The sequence below is a fragment of the Kitasatospora sp. NPDC096140 genome (assembly GCF_040303045.1).
Lineage (GTDB): Bacteria > Actinomycetota > Actinomycetes > Streptomycetales > Streptomycetaceae > Kitasatospora.
Genome location: NZ_JBEOUW010000005.1, coordinates 134547 through 151758 on the forward strand (window position 1 = coordinate 134547; position 17212 = coordinate 151758).

A 17212-nucleotide genomic window follows, 5' to 3' on the forward strand; every position below is an offset into this window, starting at 1 on the left:
TCCATACCGGCCGCTCGAACCCGCGCGGGAGAGCCCGGAGTGCCGCCAGCGTGGCGGCAGAGCCGGCGCCGAAGGAGCAAGTCCTCCCCGGAATCTCTCAGGCCCCCCTACCGCACGGGTTAGGCACATCTGGAAAGCGGCGCACGGCCCTGTCGCGCGCCCACCCACGGTGCAAGCCGCCATGCTGTCCCCCAAGCTGGAAACAGCTGCGGGCCGGCGGGCGGTGAAGCTCTCAGGTTCGACGACAGATGGGGAGACCCACGCCGCCGCATGCCCGCGCGCAGGGTCGGCCCCCGAGCGGGTCCGGTCCGGCGCGTGCACCCCTGAGTGCCCCGACCGAGGAGTTCCTGGCCATGTCGTCCCTCCGCCTGACCGCGCTCGACGCGCTGCACCGCGCCCTCGGCGCGACCATGACCGACTTCGCCGGCTGGGACATGCCGCTGCGCTACGGCAGCGAGCGCGAGGAGCACCTCGCCGTCCGCACCAAGGCCGGTCTGTTCGACCTCTCCCACATGGGCGAGATCACCGTCACCGGCCCGCAGGCCGGCGAGATGCTGGACCACGCGCTGGTCGGCTTCGTCTCCGCGCTGGGCGTGCTGCGCGCCCGCTACACCATGATCTGCGCCGAGGACGGCGGCATCCTGGACGACCTGATCGTCTACCGCCTGCGCGAGGACGCCTTCCTGGTCGTCGCCAACGCCTCCAACGCCCAGCTGGTCCTCGACGAGCTGATCGCCCGCGCCAAGGGCTTCGACGCCGTCGTCACCGACGACCGCGACACCTACGCGCTGATCGCCGTCCAGGGCCCGGAGTCGACCGCCATCCTGGCCGGGACCACCGACGCCGACCTGCCCGGCCTGAAGTACTACGCGATCCTCCCGGCCCAGGTCGCCGGCCGTGAGGTGCTGCTGGCCCGCACCGGCTACACCGGCGAGGACGGCTTCGAGATCTTCTGCCGCCCGGCCGACGCCGAGGAGATCTGGCAGGCGCTGACCGCCGCCGGCGAGGGCCGCGGTCTGGTCCCGTGCGGCCTGTCCTGCCGCGACACGCTGCGCCTGGAGGCGGGCATGCCGCTGTACGGGCACGAGCTGTCCACCGACCTCACCCCGTTCGACGCGGGCCTGGGCCGGGTCGTCCGCTTCGACAAGACCACCAACGAGGGCGCCTTCGTCGGCCGCAAGGCGCTGGAGCAGGCCGCCGCCGCGGCCGAGGCCAACCCGCCGCGGGTGCTGGTCGGCCTGGTCTCCGAGGGCAAGCGCGTCCCGCGCGCCGAGTACACCGTGGTCTCCGCCGACGGTGCCCCGATCGGCCGGATCACCTCCGGCGCGCCGTCCCCGACGCTGGGGCAGCCGATCGCGATGGCCTACGTCGACGCGGCGCACGCCGCTCCGGGCAGCACCGTCGCGGTGGACGTCCGCGGCAAGCACGAGCCGGTCCGGGTCGTGGCGCTGCCCTTCTACAAGCGCGCCCGCTGACGCCCGTCAGGGCCCCCCGTTTTCCCATAGACGCAGGTCGAAGCCGTCCGCGCGGCGGCCCGCTTCGTCGTACCCGCTTCCCATCCTGGAGAATGACGCCATGAGCAACCCCGAGCACCTGAAGTACACCGAAGAGCACGAGTGGCTGACCGACGCCGAGGACGGTGTCTCCACCATCGGCATCACCGAGCACGCCGCCACCGCCCTCGGTGACATCGTCTACGTGCAGCTGCCCGAGGTGGGCGACGAGGTGACCGCCGGCGAGACCTGCGGCGAGCTGGAGTCCACCAAGTCCGTCAGCGACCTGTACTCCCCGGTGACCGGCGAGGTCGTCGAGATCAACCAGGACGTCCTGGACAACAACGGCCTGGTCAACGACGCCCCGTTCGAGGGCGGCTGGCTGTTCAAGGTGCGCGTGGCTTCCACCGGCAAGCTGCTCAGCGCGGACGAGTACAACGCCTTCATCAAGGCCTGACCCGCTCGTGACCGGGCGGGCCGCGCGTGCGTCGGCCCGCCCCCACCGGGGCCCCCTTTCCTCCTCCACCGGGAAGACACCATGACGGTTCTCAACCAGTCCCTGCACGCCCTCGACCCGGAGATCGCCGCCGCGGTCGACGCCGAGCTGCACCGCCAGCAGACCACGCTGGAAATGATCGCCTCCGAGAACTTCGCCCCGGTGGCGGTCATGGAGGCCCAGGGCTCGGTGCTCACCAACAAGTACGCCGAGGGCTACCCCGGCCGTCGCTACTACGGCGGCTGCGAGCACGTCGACGTGGTCGAGCAGATCGCGATCGACCGCATCAAGGCCCTGTTCGGCGCCGAGCACGCCAACGTGCAGCCGCACTCCGGCGCGCAGGCCAACGCCGCCGCGATGTTCGCGCTGATCCAGCCGGGCGACACCATCCTGGGCCTGAACCTGGCGCACGGCGGTCACCTGACCCACGGCATGAAGATCAACTTCTCCGGCAAGCTCTACAACGTGGTCGCGTACCACGTGGACGAGAAGACCGGCCAGGTCGACATGGCCGAGGTCGAGCGCCTCGCCAAGGAGCACCAGCCCAAGCTGATCATCGCCGGCTGGTCCGCCTACCCGCGCCAGCTGGACTTCGCCGAGTTCCGCCGGGTCGCCGACGAGGTCGGCGCGCTGCTCATGGTGGACATGGCGCACTTCGCCGGCCTGGTGGCCGCGGGCCTGCACCCGAACCCGGTGCCCTACGCCGACGTGGTCACCACCACCACCCACAAGACCCTGGGCGGCCCGCGCGGCGGCGTCATCCTGTCCAAGGCCGAGTACGCCAAGAAGATCAACTCCGCGGTCTTCCCCGGCCAGCAGGGCGGCCCGCTGGAGCACGTGATCGCCGGCAAGGCGGTCGCCTTCAAGGTCGCGGCCTCGGAGGAGTTCAAGGAGCGCCAGCAGCGCACCCTGGACGGCGCGCGCATCCTGGCCGAGCGCCTGCTGCAGGCCGACGTCGCCGAGGCCGGCGCGTCCGTCCTGTCCGGCGGCACCGACGTCCACCTGGTCCTGGTCGACCTGCGCAACAGCCAGCTCGACGGCCAGCAGGCCGAGGACCGTCTGCACGAGGTCGGCATCACGGTCAACCGCAACGCGATCCCGAACGACCCCCGCCCGCCGATGGTCACCTCCGGCCTGCGCATCGGCACCCCGGCCCTGGCCACCCGCGGCTTCCAGGCCGAGGACTTCCGCGAGGTCGCCGACATCATCGCCGAGGCGCTCAAGCCCGCCTTCGACGAGACCGTCGCCGCCGCGCTGAAGGCCCGCGTCACCGCGCTGGCCGACAAGTACCCGCTGTACCCGAACCTGGCCAACCAGGACTAGTCCGTAGCGGCCGGGAGTGGACGACCGGCCGGTGGACAGGGCCCGAGTGACCGGCCTCACCCCGCCGGTGGACCAGGGACCCCGGGGCACCGCGCACACTGGACAGTGCGCGCGGTGCCCCGTCCCGTGTCGGCTCGCGCCCGCCCACCCGAAGCAAGCAAGCCCCCCCACGCCCCGCCCGCAAGTCCTTCCACGAGACCAGACAAGGACGTCCTCCGTGGCCATCAGTGTCTTCGACCTCTTCTCCATCGGCATCGGCCCGTCGAGCTCCCACACCGTGGGTCCGATGCGTGCCGCCCGGATGTTCGCCCGCCGACTGCGGTCCGAAGGCCTGTTGGCCCAGGTGACGGGTGTGCGCGCCGAGCTGTACGGCTCGCTCGGTGCCACCGGCCACGGCCACGGCACCCCGAAGGCCGTCCTGCTCGGCCTGGAGAACAACTCGCCCCGCACCGTCGACGTCGACCAGGCCGACAAGGACGTCGAGCGGATCACCGCCGAGAAGCGGATCAACCTGCTCGGCGAGCACGTCATCGACTTCGACCCCGACAGCCAGCTCGTGCTGCACCGCCGCCGCTCGCTGCCCTACCACGCCAACGGCATGACCCTCTGGGCCTTCGCGGCGGACGGCTCGACGCTGCTGGAGAAGACCTACTACTCGGTCGGCGGCGGCTTCGTCGTCGACGAGGACGCCATCGGCGCGGACCGGGTCAAGCCCGACGACACCGCGCTGCGCTACCCCTTCCGCACCGGCGAGGAGCTGCTGCGGCTCACCCGCGAGACCGGCCTGTCCATCTCCGGCCTGATGCTGGAGAACGAGAAGGCCTGGCGCAGCGAGGAGGAGATCCGCACCGGCCTGCTGGAGATCTGGGCCGTGATGCAGGAGTGCGTCCGGGCCGGCATGAGCCGCGAGGGCATCCTGCCGGGCGGCCTCAAGGTCCGCCGCCGCGCCGCCTCGGGGGCCCGGGCGCTGCGCGCCGAGGGGATCGGGCCGGCCAACGCGATGGAGTGGGTGACCCTCTACGCGATGGCGGTCAACGAGGAGAACGCCTCGGGCCGCCGGGTGGTCACCGCGCCGACCAACGGCGCGGCGGGCATCATCCCGGCCGTCCTGCACTACTACCTGAACTTCATCCCGGGTGCCGACGACGACGGCATCGTCCGCTTCCTGCTCGCGGCCGGCGCGATCGGCATGCTGTTCAAGGAGAACGCCTCCATCTCCGGCGCCGAGGTCGGCTGCCAGGGCGAGGTCGGCTCCGCCTGCTCGATGGCCGCGGGCGGCCTCGCCGAGGTCCTCGGCGGCACCCCCGAGCAGGTCGAGAACGCCGCCGAGATCGGCATCGAGCACAACCTCGGCCTCACCTGCGACCCGGTCGGCGGCCTCGTCCAGATCCCCTGCATCGAGCGCAACGGCATGGCGTCGGTCAAGGCCGTCACCGCCGCCCGGATGGCGCTGCGCGGCGACGGCCGGCACCACGTCTCGCTGGACAAGGCGATCAAGACGATGAAGGAGACCGGGGCCGACATGAAGATCAAGTACAAGGAGACCTCGCGCGGCGGCCTCGCCGTGAACGTCATCGAGTGCTGATCCACGGCTGACCGGGCCCAGGCCCCCGGGCGGATTCCCCTCCGCCCGGGGGCCTTCGTCCTTCCGGTGCGCATTTTCACTGGCCGACCGACCGTCAGGAGGTCCATAATCACGGCCAGTTGGTTCACGCCGAAGGGGGAGGCGGATGACCTTCCGGCCCGGGCCGGTGCGGCCCGACGAGCCACCCGGACCACCCACGCCGCCCGACGAGCCGCCACCGTCGCCCCACGCGAAGTCCGAGGCCACCCGGCTGCTCTGCGCCGGGGTCTACCTCGACCCGGACTACCGGCGACGCGTCATCACCGAACTGGTCGAGCACGACGAGCGTTCCGTCCCGCCGTCCCTGGGCTTCGACCTGGTCACCGTCCTGGCGCACGCCCTGCGGGCCCGGGCGCTGGAGATCCGCACCGGCGCCGTGCTCGCCGCGCTCTGGTCGGGCTTCTTCCTCACCGACTACTGGGCGCTGATCCGGCACCCGCCGTCCGCCGACTACTGGAAGGCGTACGGCGAGGGGCTGACCAGCGGGTACCACGACTACGACCCGTACGGCCGGGAGTCGGTGTCCGACACCGCATGGGGTGCGATCTCCCACTACCTGCCGCCCTTCACGGCGACCTTCGCCGTCCTGTACGCCGTGGTATGCCTGCTGTCCTGGTACGCCAAGCCCCCGGAGGTCCGGCAGCACGCGCTGTACGCCCCCGTCGCTCCGGCCGACTCCCGGGCCTCCGAGCCCCGGCGCACCGCCGCCGGACTGCTCACCGCCCTCGCCGTGACCGCCCAGATCCTTTACTGGGCGCTGGCGTTGACCTCCCTGCAGGACGGGGGCTGGGAGGGCACGCTGTTCCCGCTGGCGCTCGCGGTGACGGTGGGCTGGCACCGCCTCCAGGTCGCCCAGGCCCTCCGGAAGGAGCTGACCCGGGAGAACTTCCCGCGGCACCCACGTCGGGTGCCCTTCCGGCCGCGCTACCTGGAGGTGCAGCGGGCCATCGCCCGGGAGCAGTACTCGCAGCTCGTCGTCTACGACCCGGCCGACCCCTTCCTCGGCGCCGGATTCCCCTTCAAGGCCTGGCAGTTCACCCTGGAACTGAAGCGCCGCAAGACCGGCCCGGTGGCCCCGGAGGGCAGCCTCACCGCCCGCGCCGTCCTCGACCTGGTCGTCCCGCGGCTGGCCGCCCTGCGACAGGCCACCGCCGACATCAGCCTGGACCGGCTGCAGGACCTGGAGATCGAGCACATCGTCTACCTCCCGTACGGCCCGGCGCGCGACGAGGTCCCGCGCGGACCCGAGGAGATCGCCCGGCACATCGCCGAGGCGGTGGACGAGGGCGGCGAGCGGCGCCGGCACTTCCTGCGGATCCGCGTCGGCGCGTGGGACGAACAGGTGGTGCTGACCGTTCAGTTGAGGGTGCACACCCAGGGGAACCTGCTGATGGTGGAGGTCGTCCCGCACGTGCTCGGGCCGGTCCGCCGTGACTACGAGCTGCTCGCGGACGCGGTGGCCCAGCAGGGCACCCGACCCGGACGTCGCGGCCCCGCGATGTCCGCCTTCACCGCCGGCCCGGCCGCGCTCCGCTCGCTGCTGCGCCCGGGCGGCGGCCGGGCCGCCGGCGGGACGGCCGACGACGAGGACCTGCTGACCGTCGCCGCCCGGCCGATCGTCTCCCTGCGCGAGGCCGCCACCACCTCGACCATCTCGATCTTCCAGGAGCTGGACGTCAGACGGTACTTGCGGACGATCGAGCAGCGGATCATCGAGGGCGTCCGCGTCGCACTGGAACAGTCGGGGTACGAGACCGACCGCTTCGACAAGACCGTGATCCAGGTGATGCAGGGCGGGATCCACATCGGCGAGATGAGCGGCGGCGCCGTCGCCACCACCGGGGGCACGGCGCAGTCGGGCGGCACGGCTGCGGCACCACCGTCCGGCGGGAAACCTTCGTAGCCACGCGGATCCGCGTGCATGGGTGGGGAGTTGAGCATTCGAATGAGCGAGGAGCGGAACGTGCGGGACGACGAGGAGACCACGCCCCCGCCGAGCGGCGGGGTCTCGATCGGCGCGATGACCGGCGGAGCCGTCGCCTCGGGCCCCGGCGCCCGGGCGGAGGACCGCTCGCAGCGGGCCGGGGCCCCCGACCCGCTGCCGGACGTGAGCGGCCTGACGGTGCCCGGGTCGGCGCCCGGCGGAGTGTCGATCGGCGCGATGACCGGCGGGGCCGTCGCCGCCGGGAAGGACTCGACGGCCGTCGACGCCTCGGTGCGTCTCACCGCCTCGGGCCGTGAACTCCTCACGGCGATCCAGGCGTTGCACGGTCATCTGCCGATGTTCACCCGGGTCGAGGGCAACGGCGTGGCCGAGGTGGAGCAGGAGCTGGCGGCCGTCGGCACGGCCCTCGAACAGACCGGCACCGCCCCGCGCACCCGGCTGGAACGACTCCGTGACCTCCTGCGGAGCTCGACCACGGTAGTGTCCGGACTCGCCTCGGCGCTGGCAGTCGTCCAGGCGATCGAGCAGTTCCTGCACTGAGCGGGGACCGGGGACAACGGGGGGAACGGCCGTGACGGGCACGTACTGGGACAAGAACAGCCAGCAGTGGGTGAGCCGGCCACCGGCGGGCGGCGCGGCCCCGCCGCCTCCGCCCCCTCCGCAGCAGCCTCCGTCCTACCCGCCCTTCCCGCCGCCACCGCCGGGCGAGCCGCCACTGATCACGACACCGCGCGCCCCTCGTCCACAACGCCCGCAGCGCCCGCCGATCACCGGGACACGGCGGGTGGTGCTGGTCGCCCTCGCCGGGGCGCTCCTCGGCGTGCTCGCGGGCGGCGGCGGCTACCTGCTGACGCGGCACGACGACGGGGGGAAACCGAGCGGCGCGGCGACCCTGCCGGGCGCACCGACGGCCACGGCCCCCGGCTCCGCGTCCGGCACGCCGTCCACCCCGCCCCCCACCGCCACGGCGTCGCCCTCCCCCACGCCCACCACGCCGACGCCGACGCCCACCCCCACCGGGCTGCACCTCAACCGGGTCCAGGACCCGAACGGCTTCACCCTGCTCGTCCCGGACGGGTGGCAGCGGGTCGAGAAGAACAACTCCACCTTCTACCAGACCGCGGACGAACACAGCCTGATCCAGGTCTTCGCGATGGGTGACAGGTCCCCCTACGAGGAGGCCTCCGGGACCGATGCCACCCTGGCGGGCGACCCGAAGACGTACCCGGGCTACCGCCGCATCCGCCTGGAACGGACGGCGGACGGCGCGGCCGAGCTGGAGTACGCCTACGACAACGTCAGGACCGGCACCGCCCGGCGAGCGGTCGACCGCGTCGTCGTCGGCCCGAACGGCACCGCCTACGCCATCATCGTGGCCGGCCCCGAGGGCGACTGGCCCACCCTGATCCAGGGCCTCCGGGACGCGGAGCTCGCCGGCTTCTGCTTCGCCGCCCAGTGCCCGGCGGGCACCGGCTGACGCGCGACGCCCCGCCCCACCCGCGTGGGAAGTCGGCCGGGCCGACTTCCCACGCAGCGCGGCGGCTACCGGCGGGCCGGGAGCGCGAGGAACGCCAGCCCGCCGGCCAGCACCGCCAGCCCGCACCAGGAGACGGCCGGCAGCCGCTCCCCCAGTGCCGCCACGCCCAGGACGGCGGCGACGGCGGGCTCGGCCAGGGTCAGGGTCGTGGCGGTCTGCGCGCCGGCGTGCCGCAGGCCGTGGCCGAACAGCCGGTACGCGAGGAAGGTGGTGATCACGGCGAGGTGCAGCACGACGCCCGCGCCCCGCACCGTGAGCAGCCAGCCCACCGGCCCGAGCACCACCACCGGCAGCACCAGCAGCGCCGCCCCGCCGAACATCGCCCCCATCACCCCGGCCGACGGCCGGCCGGCCGCGATCAGCCGGCCGCCGATCAGGGAGTACACGGCGTAGGAGAGCCCGGAGAGCGTCGCCAGCAGCACCCCGAGGACGTCCACCGCGGCGCCGTGCCCGGCGAGTTCGGGCCCGAGCACCAGCACCGCGCAGCCGAGCACGGCCAGTGCGGTGGCCGCGGCCCAGCGTCCGCTCGGGCGCCCCTGCCGGGCGAGCCATCCGAGCAGCCCGGTGAACACGGGCGCGCTGCCCAACGCGATCACGGTGGCCACCGCCACCCCGGTCCGGGTCACCGCCGGGTAGAAGGTGAGCGGGTACCCCGTCACCGCGACCGCGCCGGCCGCGAGCAGCCACCGCTCGCGCGGCCCGCAGGCCCGGGGCAACTCCCGTGCGGAGCGGTCGGACAGGAACAGCAGCAGTCCGCCGAGCACCAGGGCGGCGGCCCCGACACCGGCCGCCGGGGCGCCCGCCGGCACCAGTGAACTGGCGGTTCCGGTGGTGCCCCACAGCAGCGCGGCCGCGAGGATCGGCACCGGCCCGCCGAGCACGGCGGTACGGCGGGCGGCAGGGGCGGAGTGGGCCTGGCGGGTCAGGCGGGTGGAGCGGGTGAGGCGGGTCGAGCGGGTGAGGCGGGTCGAGCGCGCACGCTCGGACAAACGATTCGGCACAGTCGTGAACTTCCGTCGTCGAAGACCGTCAGGAGGACTGGTTTCGAGAACGGGCGCACGTCACCGCCCCGCGGCGGCCCCAGCGGGCCGAACCAGGGGTCCGGGAGTCAAGCCACCGACGCGCGCCCGGTCAGGCGCTGAGGGGTGGCAGCACGACGCGCCAGTAGAGGTCCACGGGCCGATGGTACCCAGGGGGCGCCGACCGGCGTCACGGATTTCCGCGATCATGAATATTCACAGGCAACAGCGTGAACCTATGCAAAATCCAAAGGTGAACTAGGTTACAAACCTTGGATTCCCAGTCACCCAGTTTGCCCACATGCTGAGATCCGTGCGATAGTCAAGGCATACTTCGGCGGGCCCGACCTGGCGCTGCCGACGCCCATCGCGCGGCACGCACCCCCTTGGCCGGCGCGATGACTTGCAGGGGCCCCCACCCGCCGGACCACGGCGACTCCGGGGGCCCTGCGTGTTTTCCGGGCGGCACGACCCGCACGACTCGGCACCGCTCACGTCAGTGCCGCTCGCGCACCTTGAGCTCGAACCAGACCCCCTTGCCCCGCGGCAGCAGGTCCGCACCCCAGCGGTCGGCGAGGTCGTCGACGATCTTCAGCCCCCGCCCGCGCTCGTTCACCGGCCGGGGCTCGGCCAGGATCATGCAGGGCAGCGCCCGGGAGGAGTCGCGGACCTCGACCCGCAGCCAGCCCGGCTTGCGGCTGACGTGCAGGCCGATGGTGCGCCCGGCGGCGTGCCGCACCGCGTTGGCCACCAGCTCGCTGGTGAGTAACTCGCCCGCCTCCAGGTGCTGGTGGAGGTCCCAGGACTCCAGGACGGACAGCACCAGCCTCCGGGCCACCGGGCCCGACTCGGGCCGGGACGGCAGTCGCACCTCGCTCGGCGAGGACTGATCGCACAGCCTGCCGGAATACATCTCCTCCAGCTCCTCGGAGCTGAGCCGCTCCAGCGCCGAGAGCGCTCCCTGGACGTCGATCCAGGACGCCTCGGCGACCGTGCCGGCCCCGGGAACTGATGACTGATCTGTTTCGCCCCAACCCGCCATGCGGACCATCATTGCGGAACGCAAGCAGCCGCGTACGGACAATGAGCAAACGATCTCCCCCGAGTCGGCATATGCCGGATGCAAATAGGGGGCCACCCGGGCCGACGTCCGTCAAGCCCGGGTTGACCCCCGCGCCCTCCTACCAGGAGCCCCACGGCAGGTTCCAGCCGCTCAGCCCGTTCGACGGGTCGAGCTTCTCCTTCTTGATCGAGTTCTTGACGACCACCACGTCGCCGACGAGCGAGCCCGCGTAGAACTTGCCCATCGAGCTGGAGTCGCTGCCGCCCTCGGCGTCCTTGAGCCCGACACAGCCGTGGCTGACGTTGTCCCCGCCGAAGATGCTGTTCTTGGCCCACCAGTTGCCGTGCACGTAGGTGCCGCTGGTGGTCAGCCGCATCGAGTGCGGCACCTGGAGGTCGTAGGGGGCTCCGGTCATGCCGGGCAGGGTGCTGGACTGCATCCGCACCGTGCCCTCCTTGGACATGACGACCATGGTGCCGTTCCAGGTCGGGTGGTCGTCCGAGCCCGAGGTGATGTCGATGTCGGAGCTCTGGCCGGCGCTGACGACCGTCATCTTGTGCGCGGCGGCGTCAACCGTCGAAACCTGGGATCGCCCGATCGTGAAGGGCTCGTCCCGGTCTCCGCCGTACACCCCCGGGGCGATCTCGACGCTCTTGAGGCGGTAGTGCACGACCACCTTGGTGCCGGGGGCCCAGTACAGCTCCGGACGGAAGTCCAGCCGGCGGTCGCCGAACCAGTGGCCCTTGACCACGGTGCCGTTGCTGGTCTCGAAGGTGATGCCCTTCGCGACCTCGTCCTTGTTCTTGACGTCCTTGCTGAAGTCCACCGAGACGATCATGCCGACGCCGTAGGTGGCGTCGTTGTCCACGTTGTCCGAGGCCTTGGCGAGGGCGGTCGGGGTCAGCGTGGTGAAGTCGCTGTCCGCCGTGGCGACCGCGCCCTCGGCGTCCGCGGCCATCGCGCTGACCTGGTAGGCGGTGCCCACCGCCAGCGCGGCGGACGGGGTCCAGGAGGCACCGTCGGCGGAGATGGTGCCGGGGACCTCCTTGCCGGTCTTGTCGCTCACCTTGACGGTGGTGAGCTTGCCGCCCGTCGCACCGACCTTGAGCGCGTTCGGCGCCACGTCCACCGAACCGGCCTTGGGCTCGATGCTCACCGCGGCCTTCGAGACCTTCGGCGCCGCGCTGGTGGGCGCCGCCGCCGCGGGCTGGGAGGCGGCCGCGCCGGCCCCCAGGTCGGCCTTGGCCGCGCTGCCGCCCCCACCGCCCCCGCTGCCCCCGCCGCAGGCGGCCGTCAGCGTCATCGCTCCGCCGACCAGGCCGACGGCCACCACTCTGCGTATCGACCTCACGTCGATTCCCTCCCTCTGGACTCCCCGGACTCCCCGTGGGCCGGCGACGGACCGTGCGACGGCCCGACCGGGTATACGCACCCGGTCACCGGAAAGGTTGCGCCATGCGCGGGGCTCGCCGCCCCGGAAACCCGAGCGGCCCGACCCCAACGGGTGAGGATCGGACCGCTCGGAGAGAACTCACCGGAGTGCCCGGACTGGCCGGGCCGACCTCCGGGTAGGGCCTACCAGTTGGCCCAGTCCACGTTCCAGCCGCCGAGCCCGTTGTCCGGGGCGACGGTCTTCTCCTTGCTGTTCACGATCTTGATGGGGTCGCCGACGATCGAGTCGTTGAAGAACTTGCCGGCCACCGAGGTGTCGCTGCCGCCCTTCACGTCCTGCATCGAGATGCAGCCGTGGCTGGCGTTGGACTTGCCGAAGGGGTTCGCCCAGTAGTTGCCGTGCACGAAGGTGCCGGAGGTGGTCAGCCGCATCGCGTGCGGCACGTCCTGGATGTCGTACTCGCCGCCGAGACCGACGGTCTGCGAGTTCATCCGGGTGACCTTCTCCTTGTCCATCACCACCATGGTCCCGCCCCAGGACGGCGTGGCGTCGGCGCCCAGGGTGACCGGCACGGTGGTGCTCTGACCGCCACGCTCGATGGTCATCTGGTGCGTCTTGGCGTCCGCGGTGGCGACCTGGGAGCGGCCGATGGTGAACGGCTCGTCCTTGTCCACGTCGCCGTAGACGCCCGGGGCGACCTCGACGTTCTTCAGCCGGTACTTGATGGTCACCTTGGTGTCCGGCGCCCAGTACTGCTCGGGCCGGAAGTCCACCCGCTTGTCGCCGAACCAGTGGCCCTTGACCGCGGTGCCGTTGCTGGTCTCGAAGGTGATGCCCTGGACGACGGCGTCCTTGTTCTTGACCGCCTTGTTGAACTCCACCGAGACGATCATGCCGACGCCGTAGGTGGCGCCGTCGCTGATGTTGTCGTTGGTGGAGATCTTCTTGTCCGGCGTCAGCGTGGTGAACGAGGTGGTGGACGCGGCCACCAGCCCCTCGGCGTCCTTGGCCTGGGCGTTCACCTTGTACGCCATGCCGACGGTGAGCGCCGCCGCGGGCTTCCAGCCGGTGCCGTCCGCGGTGATCGCGCCCGTGACCGGCTTGCCGTCCTTGTCGGTCACGTCGACCGTGGTGAGCTTGCCGTTGGAGACCGACACCTGCAGCCCGTTCGGCTGGACGTCCTGGGCGCCGTCCTTCGGCTCGACGGCGATCACCGCTGCCGAGGCCTTCGTCGTGCCCGAACCGCCCGCGCCCCCGGCGTCCGCCGAGGACGACGCGGCCGCGTTGCCCCCTCCCGAGCCGCCGGAGCCGCTGCCCTTGTCGTCGTTGCAGGCCGCGGTGAACAGCAGTACCCCACCCATGACCAACGCCATCGCACTCATCCGCCCGTAGCGGTTGCTGGTGCGTATCGCGGCGCCGGCCGTCTTACCCGTCTTCACGGTTTCTCCCCTCCCGGTATCCACTCTCTTGACGCGTTGAGTGCCCCCATGAGTTGCACCGGGCGCCGATCTTTCGCGCCGGGCTGCGGACGCGTCGGAGCAGGATAACCGGGCCGTTCGAACGGATCTCCGGGGGTCCCGGGTGGAGCGGGGGTGAACCGGCCGTGAATCGGCGGGCGGGCGGCGGGAGCGGGGCCGGCTAGCGCAGCGCGCTCCCGGCCACCCACTGGTCCCAGGGCACGTTCCAGCCGTTCAGCCCGTTCTGCGGCGGCACGACGTCCCCGGTCGAGGCCTTCACCTCCAGCACGTCCCCCGGGACGGTGTGCTCGAACAGCCAGCCCGCCGGGGAGTCCTTGCTGGTGCCGCCCTTCTCGTCGGCCAGGCCGATGCAGCCGTGGCTGGTGTTGGCGGTGCCGAACACACCCGGGGCCGCCCAGTAGTTGCCGTGGATGAAGGTGCCGGAGGTGGTCAGCCGCATCGCGTGCGGGACGTCCTTGATGTCGTACTCGTCGCCCATGCCGACGGTCTGCGAGTTCATCCGGGTCACCTTGTACTTCTCCGACACCACCAGCACCCCCCGGTAGGTCGAGTGGTCGGGGCTGCCGCCGGAGACCTTGAGCACCTTGACCACCTTGCCGCCCTGGCCGGCCCGGACGGTCAGGGTGTGCGCGTCCAGGTCCACGGTGGAGACCTGCGCCCGGCCGACGGTGAAGTGCAGGTCCCGGCTCTGGGTGCCGAACTCGCCCGGCGCGCCCTGCACGTCCTTCAGCCGCAGCACCACCGTGACCCTGGTGCCGGCCGCCCAGTACCGCTGCGGGCGGACGTCCAGCCGCTGGTTGCCGAACCAGTGCGCGGCCACCGGCACCGGCGGGTCGGCGGTGACCTGGACGGCCCGCTCCACCGCCGCCCGGTCGGCGATCGGCCGGCTGAAGCGCAGCGAGACCGGCATGCCGACGCCGACCGTCGAGCCGTCCTCCGGGGTGAAGAACGCGACGAAGGTGTGCGCCCGGGCGACGGTCGAGAACGCCGAGTGCTGGGCGGCCTTCTGCCCCTGGTCGTCCTCGGCGACGGCGTCCAGGGTGAACGCGGTGCCCAGCGGCAGCGGGCCGTCGGGCGCCCAGCCGGCGCCGTCCCGGGTGATCGTGCCGGGCACCTCGGTGCCCTTGGCGTCCGCCAGCCGCACCGACACCAGCCGGCCCTGCGCGGCACTCACCCGGACCGCGCCCTCCGGCTGCACGTCCTGCGCGCCGTCGGCCGGCAGCGCGGTCACCACCGCCCGGGACGGCGGCGGCGGAGCGGTGTACGGCACCGGCCCCACGTCGTCGGCGGCCGCCCCGACCGCCGCGTCCCCGCCCGGCGCGCCACCGCCACCGCCGCACCCCGTGAGAACGGCCAGGCAGCAGGCCACCGCCGCCGCACCCCGCGCCCACACCCGTCCTCGGCGCCGCATCCCGGGGCCTCCCACTGTTCGCGTCCGACGCCCGGAACAACGACGCCCGCGGACGGGGGGACACGCCGGACGACTCCCGGAATCCCCGCTCCCCCGGGGGGCCATCCGCCGGTAAGCCCCCGTTCAGCGGCTTCCGATCTGCGCAATCCGGGAAAGAGGAAGTGAACGGGGTCCGGGACACCCCGCCCAGGGAGGGTACGGCCATGGCGTCAGGGCAGGAGCTGGAAGCCGGGGCACGGCCGGACGGCGGCCCGCACACCGCCGAGCCACCGCGGCCCGGCAGCTGGCAGCCGCTCGGCGCCCGCGTCCGCACCGACCGGCTCGGCCGCCGGGGCACCAACTTCGCGCTCTGGGCGGCCGGCGCCGAGGCCGTCGACCTCTGCCTCTTCGACGAGGAGGGCCGGGAGAGCCGGCACCGCCTCACCGAGCAGGACTTCCAGGTCTGGCACGGCTTCCTGCCCGGCGTGCGCCCCGGCACCCGCTACGGCTTCCGGGTGCACGGCCGGTGGGACCCGTGGACCGGCGCCCGCTGGAACCCGGCCAAGCTGCTGCTGGACCCGTACGCCCGCGCCGTCGACGGCTGTTACACCTCGCACGACGCCGCCTGCGCCGCCGTGCGCAACTGGCCGGAGGCGGACGTCGCCGACACCGTCCGGGACAACCGCGACTCCGCCCCCTACGTGCCCAGAGCCGTGGTCGTCCACGACGACGACGACTGGTATGACGACCACCGCCCGAAGACCCCGTGGGCCGAGACGGTGCTCTACGAACTGCACGTGCGCGGCTTCACCATGCGCCACCCCGACATCCCTCCGCACCTGCGCGGCACCTACGCCGGCCTCGCCCACCCCGCCTCGATCGCCCACCTCACCCGCCTCGGCGTGACCGCCGTCGAGCTACTGCCGGTCCACCAGTACGCCAGCGAGGACCACCTGCAGGCGCGCGGCCTGGTCAACTACTGGGGCTACAACACGATCGGCTACTTCGCCCCGCACGCCGGCTACTCCGCCTCCGGCTCGCGCGGCGGCCAGGTCGGCGAGTTCAAGCAGATGGTCCGCGCCCTGCACGCCGCCGGGATCGAGGTGATCCTGGACGTGGTGTTCAACCACACCGCCGAGGGCGGCGAGCTCGGCCCGATGCTCTCGCTGCGCGGCATCGACAACGCCGCCTACTACCGCCTCCCGCCCAACCGCCCGCGCGGCTACGCCGACTACACCGGCTGCGGCAACACCCTGGACACCCGCCGCCCGCAGGCGATCCGGCTGGTCACCGACTCGCTGCGCTACTGGGTCGCCGAGATGGGCGTCGACGGCTTCCGCTTCGACCTCGCCGCCGCCCTGGCCCGCGGCGGCCCGGGCGGCGGCGACGGCGTGGACATGGACCACCCCTTCCTCGCCGCCGTCGCCCAGGACCCGCTGCTCAGCCGGGTGAAGCTGATCGCCGAGCCCTGGGACGTCGGCCCGGGCGGCTACCAGGTGGGCGGCTTCCCCCCGCTGTGGGCCGAGTGGAACGACAAGTACCGCGACACCGTGCGGGACTTCTGGCGCGGCGCCCGCCCGGACGTCCGGGAGCTCGGCTACCGGCTCACCGGCTCCTCCGACCTCTACCAGCGCGGCGGGCGCCGCCCGTACGCCTCCGTCAACTACGTGACCGCGCACGACGGTTTCACCCTGCGCGACCTGGTCTCCTACGACCGCAAGCACAACGAGGCGAACGGCGAGGCCAACCGGGACGGCACCGACGACAACCGCTCGTGGAACCACGGCGCCGAGGGCGAGACCGCCGACGGGGACGTCAACGCGCTGCGGCTGCGCCAACTGCGCAACCTGACCGCCACCCTGCTGCTCTCCGCGGGTGTCCCGATGCTCACCGCCGGGGACGAGCTGGGCCGCACCCAGGGCGGCAACAACAACGCCTACTGCCAGGACAACGAGGTCAGTTGGCTGGACTGGTCGTTGCTGGCGGAGCCCGGCTGGCGGGAACTGTCCGAGCTGACCGCCCGGCTGATCCGGCTGCGCCGCTCCCACCCGGTGCTGCGGCAGCGGGCGTTCTTCTCGGGCCGGGCCGCCACCCCCGGCGGCCAGCCCGACCTGGCCTGGTTCACCCCGCTGGGCAAGGAGATGACCGAGGCCGACTGGTTCGCGCCGACCGCCTGCCTGGGCATGCTGCTGTCCGGCACCGCGATGTCCGAACGGGACGACGCCGGGCGGCCGCTGCGCGACGACAGCTTCCTGCTGCTGCTCAACGCCGGCCACCGGACCACGGTGTTCACCCTGCCGGGAGAGCCCTGGGCGGCGCCGGAGGCCGCGTACGAGACGGTGGTCGACACGGCCGCGGCGGGGACGGGCGAGCCGCACCCGCGGGGCACCGTCGTCCTGGGCGGGCGCTCGCTGCAGCTGCTGCGCGCGCCCGCCCCGGGGGCCTAGGGCC

At 72.6% G+C, this 17212-nt stretch carries 13 protein-coding genes and 1 riboswitch; of the genes, 8 read left to right on the plus strand and 5 right to left on the minus strand.

Translation table 11 applies throughout. The features are described 5' to 3' along the window. The first annotated feature begins 15 nt into the window (after positions 1-15). Positions 16-123: riboswitch (glycine riboswitch) on the plus strand. A gap of 230 nt (positions 124-353) precedes the next feature. The 7 genes from gcvT to ABT048_RS06780 all read left to right on the plus strand — a co-directional run bounded on the left by gcvT (position 354) and on the right by ABT048_RS06780 (position 8358). After that, a complete protein-coding gene (gene gcvT / locus ABT048_RS06750) occupies positions 354-1475 on the plus strand; it encodes a glycine cleavage system aminomethyltransferase GcvT (RefSeq protein WP_350520209.1) in 1122 nt (373 codons plus the stop codon). 100 nt (positions 1476-1575) lie between these two features. Further along, a complete protein-coding gene (gene gcvH, locus ABT048_RS06755) occupies positions 1576-1950 on the plus strand; it encodes a glycine cleavage system protein GcvH (RefSeq protein WP_350520210.1) in 375 nt (124 codons plus the stop codon). A gap of 81 nt (positions 1951-2031) precedes the next feature. Beyond that, on the plus strand, positions 2032-3312 hold the full coding sequence (glyA, locus tag ABT048_RS06760) for a serine hydroxymethyltransferase (protein ID WP_350520211.1): 1281 nt from the start codon (positions 2032-2034) through the stop codon (positions 3310-3312). A gap of 217 nt (positions 3313-3529) precedes the next feature. After that, the gene (locus ABT048_RS06765; RefSeq protein WP_350520212.1) at positions 3530-4897 is read left to right on the plus strand and encodes an L-serine ammonia-lyase; all 1368 of its coding nucleotides are present in this window, start codon (positions 3530-3532) and stop codon (positions 4895-4897) included. A 145-nt stretch (positions 4898-5042) separates the two neighbouring features. Further along, on the plus strand, positions 5043-6839 hold the full coding sequence (locus ABT048_RS06770) for an AbeC-like domain-containing protein (protein ID WP_350520213.1): 1797 nt from the start codon (positions 5043-5045) through the stop codon (positions 6837-6839). 42 nt (positions 6840-6881) lie between these two features. Next, complete coding sequence (locus ABT048_RS06775; protein ID WP_350520214.1) at positions 6882-7421, plus strand: hypothetical protein; 540 nt, start codon at positions 6882-6884, stop codon at positions 7419-7421. A gap of 244 nt (positions 7422-7665) precedes the next feature. Next, entirely contained in the window at positions 7666-8358 is a 693-nt protein-coding gene (locus ABT048_RS06780) for a serine/threonine kinase C-terminal domain-containing protein (RefSeq protein WP_350520215.1), read from the plus strand. A 65-nt stretch (positions 8359-8423) separates the two neighbouring features. Here the strand turns inward: ABT048_RS06780 and ABT048_RS06785 are convergent, their stop codons facing one another. The 5 genes from ABT048_RS06785 to ABT048_RS06805 form a co-directional block, all read right to left on the minus strand. Then, positions 8424-9407: a DMT family transporter gene (locus ABT048_RS06785; protein ID WP_350520216.1), complete on the minus strand. Its 984-nt coding sequence runs from the start codon at positions 9405-9407 to the stop codon at positions 8424-8426. 526 nt (positions 9408-9933) lie between these two features. Beyond that, positions 9934-10479 carry an ATP-binding protein gene (locus tag ABT048_RS06790; protein ID WP_350520217.1) on the minus strand — a complete coding sequence of 182 codons (546 nt, stop codon included), beginning with the start codon at positions 10477-10479 and terminating at the stop codon, positions 9934-9936. A gap of 139 nt (positions 10480-10618) precedes the next feature. Then, positions 10619-11851 carry a L,D-transpeptidase gene (locus ABT048_RS06795; protein WP_350520218.1) on the minus strand — a complete coding sequence of 411 codons (1233 nt, stop codon included), beginning with the start codon at positions 11849-11851 and terminating at the stop codon, positions 10619-10621. Positions 11852-12075: 224 nt separating this feature from the next. Further along, the gene (locus ABT048_RS06800; protein ID WP_350520219.1) at positions 12076-13332 is read right to left on the minus strand and encodes a L,D-transpeptidase; all 1257 of its coding nucleotides are present in this window, start codon (positions 13330-13332) and stop codon (positions 12076-12078) included. A 199-nt stretch (positions 13333-13531) separates the two neighbouring features. Next, positions 13532-14782 (minus strand): L,D-transpeptidase, encoded by a 1251-nt coding sequence (locus tag ABT048_RS06805; protein ID WP_350520220.1) that lies wholly within the window; start codon positions 14780-14782, stop codon positions 13532-13534. A 203-nt stretch (positions 14783-14985) separates the two neighbouring features. On the opposite strand from ABT048_RS06805, the gene glgX reads away from it, so the two are divergent. Beyond that, positions 14986-17208: a glycogen debranching protein GlgX gene (gene glgX, locus ABT048_RS06810; RefSeq protein ID WP_350520221.1), complete on the plus strand. Its 2223-nt coding sequence runs from the start codon at positions 14986-14988 to the stop codon at positions 17206-17208. Positions 17209-17212: the final 4 nt, after the last annotated feature.